Origin of the sequence: Desulfohalobium retbaense DSM 5692, assembly GCF_000024325.1 — a bacterium.
Lineage (GTDB): Bacteria > Desulfobacterota > Desulfovibrionia > Desulfovibrionales > Desulfohalobiaceae > Desulfohalobium > Desulfohalobium retbaense.
Map to the genome: position 1 here is coordinate 1,731,190 of NC_013223.1, position 13,018 is coordinate 1,744,207.

Here is a 13,018-nt window from a genome sequence, read left to right on the forward strand (position 1 = left end):
AAATACAGCGTTCCCCTTCTTCAACAAAGCCGCACACCAAAACATTTCGGGAATTCCCCATAGTCCAACCACAGCTTTGCCCGCGGTGAATTCTGTAGGGGCGTGTGGCGCACGCCCTGCAGTCCGCCGAATACCAAATCGGGAAACGACCTCCTTGCTTTGCCACTCCGTCCACCAGGCCCGCTGTCTTCCAACTTCTTTCCCCCCGCAATCCCCAAATCCCAGCAGGTCCTAATTCCTAAATCATCCCGAACACTGACAACCTAAAACATCCCAACAAACCGACACCTGTTTCCTGATAACTGATACCTGCTTTCTGATACCAACCAAAGGAACGCCCATGTCCCACTATATCATCCTTGGCGCCGGCATCGCCGGGACCACTGCGGCCGAAGCCGCCCGCAAAACAGATCCCGACGCCCGCATCACCCTGATCAGCAACGAAGCCCTGCCGCTGTACTACCGCATCCGGCTCCCCGAAGTGGTGGCTGGCGAACTCGCGCCCGAGGATCTGCTGGCCAAGAAACCGGAATGGTACGACACACAGCGCATCGACCTCCACCTGCAGACCACGATCACCTCTGCCGATTCCGCTGCCAAGACATTGACCACCGCTTCCGGTGCTTCCCTCAGCTATGACCGTCTCCTGCTGGCGACCGGAAGCCACAGCTTCGTCCCCCCGATCAAGGGAGCCGAACGTTCCGGGGTCTTCACTCTACGGAATATGGACGATGCCCTGGCCCTGCGTGAGGCCGCGAATACGGCCAAACACGTGGTCGTCATCGGCGGCGGCCTGCTCGGCCTGGAAGCCGGCAACGGCCTGCGCAAACGCGGTACCGAGGTCACGGTCGTCGAATTCTTTCCCCGCTTATTGCCACGCCAGCTCGATCCAGACGGGGCCTCCAGATTACAGACCATGCTCGAGGGCATGGGCTTTGCCTTTCGCCTGGGCAGCAAAACGACTGCCATCACGGGCAACGATGGTGTTCAGACTGTCCACCTGGACAGCGGTGAACAGCTGTCGGCAGACCTGGTGCTCATTTCCGCCGGTGTCCGGCCCAATCTGGACCTCGCCCAGCAGCTCGGCCTGGACACAGACAAGGGCGTTGTCGTGGACGAACACCTCCAGACCAGCAATCCCGATATCTTCGCTGCCGGCGACGTAGCCGAATGCCAGGGACAACTCTACGGCATATGGACAGCGGCAATGGACCAGGGGCGTCTGGCCGGACAAAATCTGGCAGGGGAAACGGTCACCTATCAGGGCACGGTCATGGCCAACACCCTCAAGGTTGTGGGGATCGATCTCGCCTCCGCCGGGGACATCGACGCCGAGGGACACTCAGCCGCCAAAGTCCATGCCGACGAAGCCCACTACACCAAACTCGTTTTCGACGCTGAACGCCACATCATCGGCGCTATTCTCCTGGGCGATACCAAACCATTCCGCACAATCACCAAGGCCATGCAGGAAGGAACCAACGGAGATACTGTCTGGTCCGATCTTTTCGATACCTGACGCCAGACATCCATAACTGACTGTTGAAAAATTTCGTACAATGCAGGTCGTTCAAAAATCCCAAGGGACGGCGACACAAGATTCAATATCGCAACGTACGTATCCGTACGTACAAATTTGAACGTATTGCAGCTCTACTGCCATTGAAAGATTTTCAACGGCCGAATAAACAGGACCCGATTCCACACAACAGCCCCCTGAAAAAATCCAGGGGGCTTTTGTATATGCCTATCGCATCTTCCCGTTCACACCACACAAAACAGCGCAAACAACCGCACCCAGCAGAAACTACAACTGCACAAATTTTGTACGAATCGATATTACTACGCATATTTTAAAAAAGAACCCCAAAGCAAAATATATAGCTATATCAAAATTCTTTAGTAATTTTTCAATGCCCTGTCTTTTGCATTTCTAAATTCTCTACCTTGCAATTTATCAATCTTTTAATTCCTCAATCCCCCAATCCCTCAAGAGACTGTTGTAAAACTCGACTAACCCAAAAAGTAGTGAACAGGTATTTAGGGTCCCAAGATCGAGCTTTGACTTTAAGGGGTGCGCTTTTCCCCTATCTTTGGGAACCTACTGACTGGTGGTGGCCCCTGACAACCGAAACAGCTTGAGCATATTGCTCACTGCACATTGGAGGTCCCATTCACCCTGAACTTTTTTGAGGCTACGCAATAGAAAATTCCTGTATCCAAGGCATTCCTTGAGTTGACCGAAAATAGCTTCTATCGTTTGTCCGCGCTTGGCATAGATCCGCTGGCCTCTTTGGGTCAGTAGCTTTCGTTCCATCAACTCCCGCTGGGATAACCCTTTGGGGATCCGCCCTCGAGGTGGGGACTTTTCACGGTTTTGTTTTCGCTGCTTCCAGCCTTTGCGGGTAGCCACAATCACCTCTGGGCCATTGCTCTCGATCTTTGAAATATCAAGTCCCTCAGCCCAGTAACCGGCATCTGCCGAAAAGGTTTCGGTGTTCTGGCCTGTCTCTATCTTGGACAAGTTGTCTTGAGCCGCTTGAAGCATTGGTTCGAGTTGGTGGGCGTCATTGCAGTCTTGAGTAACTGCGTTGGCGACTATAAACTGATTTTCGTCTGAAACTCCTTGGCAATTATACCCTTGCACCCAGCCGTTCCGTGTTTTCATTATTCTGCTGTCAGGATCGGTGATATTTGCTTTTTCTTTGTTGCCAGTGGCCGTTTTTTCATCACCGGTGCCAGCTCCAGGACCATTTGAGTCGTCGTCATCTCGAGACTCTTTCGCCGCAGCCTCTTTTTCAGCTTCCAGCCTGGCCTTGGCAGCCTTGAGTCGCTCCAACCGGGATTTGGGATCAGCAAGCTCAGGGGGCAAAACATCGTCCCGGTTATCTTCGCCGAGCTGCTTATCCTCACTGGCATCGACTGCCTCAGCTTCGTCCACGATGCGTTCAATGTCTTGCTTAATATGCTCGAGATTACGATTGGCTTCCAAGGAAGCCGAGCCTTTCACCTTAGTTCCATCAAGAAAAAGACTGCCTATTTTTAACGCACCGGATTCAGCGGCCAAACGGATTGTTTCTCGAAAAAGCTGCTTAAAATTTTCTTTATGCTTAGCGCGGAAGCGGCAAATAGCAGAATGATCAGGAATTATATTTCCGGTAAGCCACCGGAAAGCAATATCTTCTTCGCATAAAGCAGATATTTTCCGAGAAGAGCGTATTCCTTTGCTATATGCATAAATAAGAATACGAATCATCATAGCAGGGTCATAAGGCGGCTTCCCCTCGTGGGAGTAGCTTTCATAAAAAATTGATAAATCAATATTTTCTACACAAGAATCGATCAACCTGACACTGTGGTTTTTTGATATCCAGTCATCAATTGAAGGTGGCAACAGGTAGAGTTGATCTCGATGCCCTTTAATAAACCCTCTAGCCATTTTTAGCTCCAAGTTGTAATGTAATTTGCATTGAAATTACATTACTCATTAGCAAATCACTGTATTTAAGGCAAGAATTAATCTATGGGTATTGCGACAGGCTCTCAACATCTTAATACCTCAATTCCCCAATCTCCAAATGCATCACCCATTACCCCTCCGAATAGACCACCCAATTGCTGTCGGCGTGGGCAGCGTTCTTGGCCCGGTACATGGCCGTATCTGCTTTGCGGATTAAATCGTCCAGGGCGTGACCGCTGTCCGGATAAAGGCTGACGCCGATACTGGCCTGAATGGCGATAGACTGGCCATTAACCGGGAGGAAAAACTGCAGGGCCCGGCTTATTTTCGCAACCACAGTGCTGATATCCGCGTCCGAGGCCATGTCTGGAAGCAGGACCAGGAATTCGTCTCCTCCGATTCGCACGACTGTATCGTCCTTCCGCAACGTCGATCGCAACACCGAAGCCACATTCTGCAGGACAATATCCCCAGTTTCATGCCCATAGGTGTCGTTGATCTCTTTAAAATTGTCGAGATCTACGAACAAGACAACTGCTTTTTCTGTCTCGCTCCTGACGGCCTGGCGCAATGTCGCCTTGCGAAATTGCATTTTAAAATGCTTGACATTCGGCAATTGGGTCAAGGGATCAACCGAAGCCACATGCTCGGTATGGCGGAAGAGGTACATCATCGTCGCCTGAAAAAGGAGAAAGGCAAAAGCGAGAAGAGCAATTTTAACCCCGAACAGACTCCTTTGCTGCGCCAACTCACTCTTCAGCGGAGCGGTATTATAGGTCAGCCGGATGACATACGAATTCCACCAATCCAGTTCGCCCCCCTCCGTATCAGAAAGGTAGGGCCTATATTTGTAGACTTTGTTGCGTGGAGCTGCTGTAATTGTCTTAGGCTGCCGGGACTGCACGACACGCTCAATAGTTTGTTTCACCTCCGGAGCAATATCCGTATCCAACGACGTTCCTTTGCCAATAGTCACCAACCCCGAATTGGTCCCTTGTTCGTTGATCTTGAAAATTTGAATAGCATCAACAATGGCATGCTTATGGATCAACGACTTGGCATACGAATATAAATCCAGTTTCTTGGCGACCGGATTGGCCTGCTGGATATCAATACTAAGCTCTAACAAATACTTATGGTCAGGAGTAGGTATATAGCTATACTTTTTAATCTTTCCCGTCTTGACCGAAGCATCCATGCGATCGGCGACAAACGCATCACCCTGCATACGCCGCTTCAACAATCTTGAAAAGCTAGGAAATTTGCTAAAATTAAGACCTATGTCATGACCCAAAGTTGCATCGACCACCTCTAGCTCTTCATTGATGACATAAAAATCATAGTCTGGATACTTCTTTTTCCAATATGCCAAGTCAATGCTTTCTATACCGCCATGCCTTGTATAGTAATTTCTCATTTGCAAAGATATTTCTCGCATATCTTCATTGAGATATTTTTCAAGTATCTTATAACTCGTATCAACATGGCGCAATTCATCGAAGACATTCTCTTCAACCATACTGCGTTCTGTACGGTGAGACGACCGGATCAGATCGACAACATCTTGGTATGTATGCCAATAAAAAAAGAGCATCACCCCGAACAACACGGCCACAAAGATATATTTATATTTGAACATCAAATATTTTATTGATTCTTTCATAAATAAAACGAAAAACCCCTGCTTTTCCACATTGCATTCATAGCTAGAATACGCACCCTACACCAGCTTATTTGTAAGTATAACGAATCGCCAAACTCAGAGCAAGGGCCCCTCTTTGCAAATCTGCTCAGGATACCGCCCCAATCAACCTTTATCATCAGCTAATCGCGAACGCATTTTTAAAACAAATCACATCAAAAAATTTTACCTTTAACACCCTATAAACAACATTAGAGTCCATCAACCTGAAAAAGTAAATTTTCAAAACACACAATTACTACCAGGAAACAATAAAAAGCCAACTCACTCACCATTACCAAATACCATATACATAAAACTCCACATTATTTTTATGGAACATCTGCAAAGAAAAAATCTATAAATGCCTTACGTATAAAAATCTATAATTCAAAATTCTTCAACACCTTGACACCTTAATCCTTCATCCCTTCAATTCCTCAATTTCCCAATTCCTCAATCCACAAACCCCTCAATCATGTACCCCATCAATTCCACACGCCCGGCCTTTGAAGTGGAAAAAGAACTTCAACGCTTTCTGCATCTTTTCGGAAAAGAGTTTCGGTTCCAGGAGCTTGCCGACGACACCTTTGTTCACTTCGGCCAAAGTCGGATAGGGATGGATCGCGCCAGCCAGAGTCGTTGTCTTGACCCCGCCGTTGAGCGCTGCAACCCACTCCGCGACCAATTCCCCGGCGTGCGGCCCGAGAATCTGCACTCCGAGCGGTTTGTCCTTGTGGTCCACCAGGAGTTTGATCTGTCCCATTTCTTCGCCCTCGGCCAAGCTGCGGTCGTTGGCCGCGAATTCCTGACGGTGGACTGTAAATTCCATCCCGTCCGCCGCAGCCCGCTTTTCATTGTAGCCGATACTGGCCAGTTCGGGGTCGGTGTAGGTACACCAGGGGAGCAAAGAATAATCGACCTTACGCGGCACATGGAAAACCGCATTGGAGACAACGATGCCGCCCTCATAACCGGCGGCGTGGGTGAAAAGATGCCGGCCGGTGACATCCCCGGCCGCATAGATATGTTTCTGGGCGGTGCGCAACCGATCGTCGACCTCGATTCCTTTGGCTGAAGTGACGACTCCGGCATTGTCCAGTCCGAGGCCTTCCACATTGGGACGCCGGCCGAGGGCGACCAGGATATTCTCGGTCTCGAGGCGTTGCGCTTCACCGTCGTAATTGGTGAAGTGCACAACCCGACCGTCACCCGTCTTTTCCACTTGCTGCACAGCGACATTGAGATGCACCCGCACGCCCTCGGCCAAAAGCCGCGACAGGGCCATATCCGCCATATCCTTGTCCTCTTTGGACAAAATCTGCCCGCTGCGTTGCAGGACATGGACCTCAGTACCGAGCCGGGTGAAGGCCTGGGCCATCTCCACGGCGATTGGACCGGCGCCGAGCACGACCAGCGATTTCGGCAACTGCGGCAGGGAAAACAGATCCTTGTTGGTCAGATACCCGCTTTCCACCAAACCGGGGATAGGAGGCACCGCGGGCGAAGAACCGGTCGCGACAACCCAGGTTCTGGCGCTGATGGTCCGTCCCTCAAGGCGGATACTGTGCTCGTCCTTGAATTCCGGGCTGCCGAATTCGACCAAAGCCCCTAGACGGCAGAAGCGCTCCACGGAATCGTGTTTCTGGATCGTGTCGATAACACTCTGGATCCGTTCGGCGACTTGGGCAAAATCCACCGGCGGCAATTCCACTTCCGGGAGCCCGAAATGGTGCATGGTCCGGGCTTGGTGGTAGAGTTTGGCGGTATGCAGAAGGGTTTTGCTCGGAACGCAGCCGTAGTGCAGGCAGTCCCCGCCCAGAGCCGGCTCTTTTTCGATCAACAAGGTCTTGGCCCCCAAACGGGCTGATCCCGAGGCCGTTGTCAAACCGGCCGCGCCGCCGCCAATAATCCCCACATCATAGTCAAAGCTGGGCATCATCCCGCTCCTTACGTCTTGGTATCCTATGCCAACGCCGCCATCACCCGCCGAGGTCCGAGGTCGGGTGAATGGATTGGTAGCCCGTTAGTCGCAGGTAGGTCTGCACCTGCTTCTTGTGGGCGGGGCTGACGTGTTCCACGGACTTGAGTTCCACGATTACCTTGGCCTCGACAATCAAGTCTGCCCGGAAACCCTCGTCGAACCGGATGCCTTTGTACTGGATCGGCACAGGAACTTGGCGTTCTACCTGGAGCCCCCGGTCGCCGAGTTCGCGAGTCAGGATGACTTCGTAGACCGTTTCCAGAAGTCCTGGCCCCAGTTCGCGGTCTACGGCTATCGCCGCCTCAATCACCCGCGTTCCGATCTCGTTTTCCGTCATCCTCTGCGCCTCCGCGCCTCTGCGCGAGTCATCGTTTTTTCCTGTTCCAACAACAGTGGAAAACTTCTTTCGAGATTTCCCCTCCTTCGTGCCGGGACACCCCGCTGATGTAAAGCCCAATCCCATTGGCGCCCCTGTCGGACAAAAAGGGCCAACCGCATGGGAATGTGGCGTTCAAAGAGCTGTCTGCCAGAAGGCGGAAGACAGAAGACGGCGCCCGACGATCCGAAGACAATGGGGGAAACTGTATCAAGGACAAGTCCATCCAAATCGGAATCGGGATCGCTATCGAAATCGTTCCCTGGCTTTAGACATCAATTTACTGAAAAAATTGAAGAATTGGATCGATACACAAATATCAGCTATGTGAAAGAACGATCCCGATCCCGATAGCGATCCCGATTTGGATTCATCAAACAAGACATGAGCCACACGCCCTTGCAATAGGCGACCCAGGTACAGTCTTTTATCCACCTTCTTTCTTGGGTTTTTCCCCGTTCTTTGAAATGCCCCAATTCTTCAATTCCTTCCATGAGAAGGCATGTCAACGTCCGACGTGGCGGACCACCGTATTGCCCTATAGTCCCAAGCAAGTCGCACTTCCATACGCACTCTTCGAGGATCGTTGCCATTTGATCCGGTGTCTCAGTACTATTCGCTTGGTGGAAGCTGCCACCTCAATTGCGGCCTTGTGTGGTTTTGCCGGCAAGCAAAGAGGCCTAGGAATTTGCCGCAGTCTTCCGAATGAGACTTTATTTGGTGCTAGCTCGTAGTGACAACCCAAAATTGACCAGGCGTGATAACGCAAATTTGACCACCCCCCTGGGGTTGTTTCAGGGTAGCCTTCCCCACCCCCGGGGGTGGGGAAGCGGCCGGTCTTAGTTGTTTGCCTGGCCTTGCAGCGCCTCCTGTAGCCGGTAGCTCTGCCAAGAACACTCAATGATGTGGGCCTTGTGGGTGAGCCGGTCAAGAAGGGCTGCTGTCAGGTTGGCGTCGCCAAAAACCTGGGTCCAGTCCCCAAAGCCGAGATTGCTGGTGATGATCACAGAACCGCGTTCATGGCGCTCAGCAAGCACCTGAAACAGCAGTTCCGCCCCTTCCTGGGAAAAGGGTATGTACCCCAGCTCATCGAGGATGAGCAGCCCATAGCGACCATAGCGCTTGAGGATGCGCTGCAGATCCTTTTCCTGCCGGGCCTCGATGAGTTCGTTGACCAGGCCGCAGGCTGTGACAAATCGAGTGCGGACTCCCTGGCGACAGGCCTCCACACCAAGGGCTGTGGCCAGATGGGTTTTGCCTGTACCGCTTTTGCCCAGGAAGATTACGTTTTTGTGCTCTTTGACATATTCGCCGCTGCAAAGCTCCCGGATCAGCCGCCTGTCCAGGTCGGCAGTGATCTCAAAGTCAAACCCCTCTATGGTCTTGATCAAAGGGAACTTGGCTTCTTTGAGGCGGCGCTTGAGCCGGTTGTCAGCCCGAATCCGCATTTCATGGTCAGTCATCTGCAAAAGCAGCTCGGCATAGTCCATGCCCGATTCGCGAGCCTGCCGCAGAAAGGACTCCAATTCCTTGGCCATCTGGGAGAGGTTCAGGCTCTGGAGGTTCTCCTTGAGGGTGACGCTGACCGCGGGGTTCATGATACACCTCCGAGCTCGCCATACACTGAGATATCCGCAGGGACAAAGCTGCTCCACCCTGGAACGGGGCCGCTAACAGGCTCAGGGATTTGTGGCCGGAGAAGGTGCCTCACGGCTTCGCCGCTGCTAACGCCCGCCTCCAGAGCGCGCTGGACAGCCCGCTCGACGTCCTCGGATGCATGCTCGCGGTAGAGCTTGAGCACACTGATAAAGTCCTTGGTGCCTTTGCCTATCCCCTGTGCTTGCCGTAAGCGCTGGAGGAGCCGTTCAAAGCTTGCCGGCCACTCAGCACGCCACTGCTTGATGGGCTTGGCCGAGCTAAAGGCGCTGGGACGCGTTTGCAACAGATCCAGGTAGTGATCAGGGTCAAGCACCCACTTGTTGTTCCCGTAAACGCGGTCATGGCAGGCAATGCGGCGTCCATCGTAAAATACCTCGACCTTTTGCGCGCCGAGGCTCAGGTGGACTTTCAGCCCCGCATACCGGGAGGGCACGGAGTAGTGGTTTTTGTCCGATATGACTGTGCCATAATGGTTTACTTTGCCCGACTGTGAAATGGTGTTGCTGTAGGGCTGAGCAGGCAGATCCAGGAGCCGGTGCTTTTCATGCTCAAAACGCTGACCAACGGTATATTCCTGCCCGGAGACGATATGCTGCTCTTTATAGAGGAGACACTGGCTCAACAGTGACTCATTGAGTTCTTGGAGAGAATCAACATCAGGCACCGGGGTGAGAAAATTACGTCGGGCGTAGCCCACGAGGCCTTCAACACCGCCTTTTTCATGCGCTGCCCTAGGATTACAAAAGACAGCATCAAAGGTATAGTGGGCTCTGAATTTGGCAAAGCCGTCCTGTTCAATGCGCTTTTTGCCTCTGAGAATCTTTTGGACCGCAGCGGTCATGTTGTCATAGATCAACGTGGGGAAAACACCGCCGAAAAAAGCAAAAGCTTGCATGTGGGCATCAATAAGGGCCTGCTGCCGCTCGACTGGATAGGCCCGCACAAAGCTTGTGCTGGAATACTTGGAGCGCATGCAGAAGAGCTTGAGCGGGGTCAGTTTTCCGGCGATGTAGGCTTTGAAATCGCCCCAGTCCACTTCGGCTTCCAGGCCCGCGTCCGGCTCTGCGGGGACAAAAGCCCCCTTTGCCCCAAGACCGATTCGAGTTTTTGCTTGGCGCACATAGCGCCGTACTGCCGGCTCTGAGCCTTGGAAACCGTGCTCATGGACCAGCCGGCGAAAGATCCGCCTCGCGGTATGCCGCTGCTTTGGGGGCCTTTGCTTGTCCTGCTCAAGCCAAGAATCGATGGCCCCCGCAAAGCCCTCTAATGCCGGCATCGGTTGCTGCTTCCTGGCGGCATAGCCGCTGTGCTCGTTGCGTAGGACCTTGCGTATCGTGTTTCGTGAGTGCCCGGTTTTCCGGGCGATTTCAGATATGGACAGACCATAGACACGATAGCTGGTACGGATAAATTCAAATTGTTCCACCTTCAGCATACCTCCTTTCCTCCATCTTGGATTGAGTTGGCTTTCCCAAGATGAAGGGGGTGCTGGAGGTGGTCAAATTTCGGTGATCACACCCCGGGCTACCTGGTCAGTTTTGGGTTATCACAATCATCACTTCGTGCTCGTATTTTTTTATCCCTTCAGTGAAATTGGCAATTTGTTCTATCAACGGCAGCAGGGCTGCTTTGAGTTCACTGGGGATATGCTCCGGTGCTTTTTTGTGGAAGCTGGCGGCGCTGCATTTCGGCAGGCGTTCCCCGGCGCATTTTACGGTCCCTCGAACGTGGTTGATAAGAGAGGTCCTGCTTTTTACCAGCGCATCGCGGGCTTGCAGTATGGCCAGCCTGGCTTGTGCATCTGCGCTTCGGTGCTCAATGGGGCGCAAGAGTTTGGGATCCATCTTGGCCACCCGGGCCAACATCTCAGCGTCGCGAAAGTCTGTTTTGATCGGCTCCTGCCAAATGCAGCGGAGTTTGCGAGGGTTGCCAACGACAACTGCGCAACCAAGCTCTTTGAGCAGGCGGCTAATCCAGGCAGAGTGTGTCCCCGCCTCAATGGCAACAAAGGCTCCTGAGTAGGCAGCAAACCGTTTACGCATCGCAGTCTTGGTATTGGTCACCTTAAAGGTGGTGGCAATGTCCCCGTTCCAGTCCAACACGCATACGACGTTCTGCTTGTCACCGAGATCGACACCGATGGTATGATTTGCTAAATGGCACTTCATGGCTGGGCCTCCTGGTTTGCAGCATATGACTGCGTTGTTTTGGTGAGCATAGCTCTAAGCTATAGCTCGTCAGGTGGTCCAGCCTTCTCATCCTACCTCAATTCTTCAATCTTTTTAAACCCCTAAAACTCAAAATCATCCAGGAACATTTACACGCCTGGCTCTCATCTGATGGATTTAAGCTCTTTGTTCTTGAATTCCCCAATCCTTCAATCCCTCAATTCTTCAATTTTCTTAAACTCTTAAAACTTAACACTTAACACTTAAAACTTAAAACTTACCACTCTCTTCCCCCCTATTTCTTGGACAACCCGTACTTCTTCATTTTCCGCCACAGCGTCGCCCGGCTCATGCGCAGACTCCGAGCCGTGGCCTGGATCTGCCAGCGGTGTTCCTGCAACGCGTTCCACAAAATGGTCTTCTCCGCGCAAGCGAGCTGGCCGGCTCCATTCGCGACATCGCCACCGGTCTCAGCGCTCTCACTGCCCCCCTCCCGGATATATTCCGGCAGATCCTCAAGAGTGATCGCCTCGCCGCAGAGCAGCACACCATATTCAATGATATTTTTGATCTCCCGCACATTGCCCGGATACCTGTACGACAGCAGCACCCGCTGCACCTTGCCGGTCAGCCGGGGGCACCGCCGCCGATTGAGCCGGGCCGCGCGTTCCAGAAAACATTCGATCAGTAGCGGAAGGTCCTCGCTTCGCTGCCGTAGCGGCGGGATGATCACTTCACACATTTTCAACCGATAATACAGATCCTTGCGAAAACGTCCGCCAGCGACCATTTCCTGGAGATCGCAATTCGTCGTCGCCACGACCCGGGCCCGGACAGTCTCCATTCGGGTCGCCCCAAGCGGAAAATACTCTTTCTCTTCAATGACCTGGAGCAGCTTCGCCTGCATGGCCGGGCTCAATTCCCCCAATTCGTCCAGGAGAATCGTCCCTTGTTGGGCCAGACGGAACTTCCCCGGCCGGTCCTCCCTGGCATCGGTGAAGGCGCCCCGCTTGCAGCCAAAGAGTTCCGACTCAAGCATTGTTTCCGGGATGGCCGCGCAATTGACTTTCAGAAACGGCTCCTGGCGCCGCACGCTGATATTATGAACGATCCGGGCCAGAAAATCCTTGCCCACACCGGTCTCCCCCTGAATGAGAAGGGGCTTGTCCGCGTCGGCGAGGACCGGCAGACGCTGCAACTGCTTGCGCAGGGGGGGATGGGCGGTGATGAAATCCTGCAGCCCAAACGCCCCAGTGACCTCCTTTTCCAAGGCCACCCGCTCCCGGTCGTCCTGAAACGACTCCACTCCTCCGATGACCCGGCCCACATCATCCTGGAGCACGGCAGCGGTCACCGCGACCGGGATCTGGATATTGTCCCTGCTCTTCATCTGCAGCCGAGTGCTGTAAATCCGGGTTTCCTCCTGCATTGCCCTTTTCAGGCTGCACCCGTTTTGACAATGACTGGTCTGAAAAACCTGCCAACACAGCTTGCCCACTGCCTCGTCCCGGGAATAGCCGGTCAAAGTCTCCGCCTGGGTATTGAAAAACGTGATCCGGAACCTGTCGTCCACGGTGAAAACCCCTGTAGCCAGGCTATTCAATATCCACTGGTACGACGTTTCCGGATGCGCTGCATCAGCCATAGACCTGCCCCGCCTCACAGTGATGGGGACAATCCGAAACCGGAG

The 13,018-nt window shown here is 52.8% G+C and carries 9 protein-coding genes; 1 reads left to right on the plus strand and 8 read right to left on the minus strand.

Translation table 11 applies throughout. The features are described 5' to 3' along the window. Positions 1–340: 340 nt before the first annotated feature. On the plus strand, positions 341–1,519 hold the full coding sequence (locus tag DRET_RS07475) for an NAD(P)/FAD-dependent oxidoreductase (RefSeq protein ID WP_015751928.1): 1,179 nt from the start codon (positions 341–343) through the stop codon (positions 1,517–1,519). 582 nt (positions 1,520–2,101) lie between these two features. Here the strand turns inward: DRET_RS07475 and DRET_RS07480 are convergent. The 8 genes from DRET_RS07480 to DRET_RS07515 all read right to left on the minus strand — a co-directional run bounded on the left by DRET_RS07480 (position 2,102) and on the right by DRET_RS07515 (position 12,973). Further along, on the minus strand, positions 2,102–3,439 hold the full coding sequence (locus tag DRET_RS07480) for a transposase (RefSeq protein WP_015751929.1): 1,338 nt from the start codon (positions 3,437–3,439) through the stop codon (positions 2,102–2,104). Positions 3,440–3,590: 151 nt separating this feature from the next. Then, positions 3,591–5,153: a GGDEF domain-containing protein gene (locus tag DRET_RS13005; protein WP_167317795.1), complete on the minus strand. Its 1,563-nt coding sequence runs from the start codon at positions 5,151–5,153 to the stop codon at positions 3,591–3,593. A gap of 460 nt (positions 5,154–5,613) precedes the next feature. After that, a complete protein-coding gene (locus DRET_RS07490) occupies positions 5,614–7,080 on the minus strand; it encodes a dihydrolipoyl dehydrogenase family protein (RefSeq protein WP_015751931.1) in 1,467 nt (488 codons plus the stop codon). A gap of 43 nt (positions 7,081–7,123) precedes the next feature. Next, entirely contained in the window at positions 7,124–7,462 is a 339-nt protein-coding gene (locus tag DRET_RS07495) for a GxxExxY protein (protein WP_015751932.1), read from the minus strand. An 878-nt stretch (positions 7,463–8,340) separates the two neighbouring features. Beyond that, positions 8,341–9,099: an IS21-like element helper ATPase IstB gene (istB, locus tag DRET_RS07500; protein ID WP_015751454.1), complete on the minus strand. Its 759-nt coding sequence runs from the start codon at positions 9,097–9,099 to the stop codon at positions 8,341–8,343. Further along, entirely contained in the window at positions 9,096–10,595 is a 1,500-nt protein-coding gene (gene istA, locus DRET_RS07505; protein WP_015751455.1) for an IS21 family transposase, read from the minus strand. Before istA ends, istB begins: the two co-directional genes overlap by 4 nt. 97 nt (positions 10,596–10,692) lie before the next feature. Beyond that, on the minus strand, positions 10,693–11,328 hold the full coding sequence (locus tag DRET_RS07510; protein WP_015751933.1) for an IS110 family transposase: 636 nt from the start codon (positions 11,326–11,328) through the stop codon (positions 10,693–10,695). A 295-nt stretch (positions 11,329–11,623) separates the two neighbouring features. Then, positions 11,624–12,973 carry a sigma-54 interaction domain-containing protein gene (locus tag DRET_RS07515; protein WP_015751934.1) on the minus strand — a complete coding sequence of 450 codons (1,350 nt, stop codon included), beginning with the start codon at positions 12,971–12,973 and terminating at the stop codon, positions 11,624–11,626. Positions 12,974–13,018 lie beyond the last annotated feature (45 nt).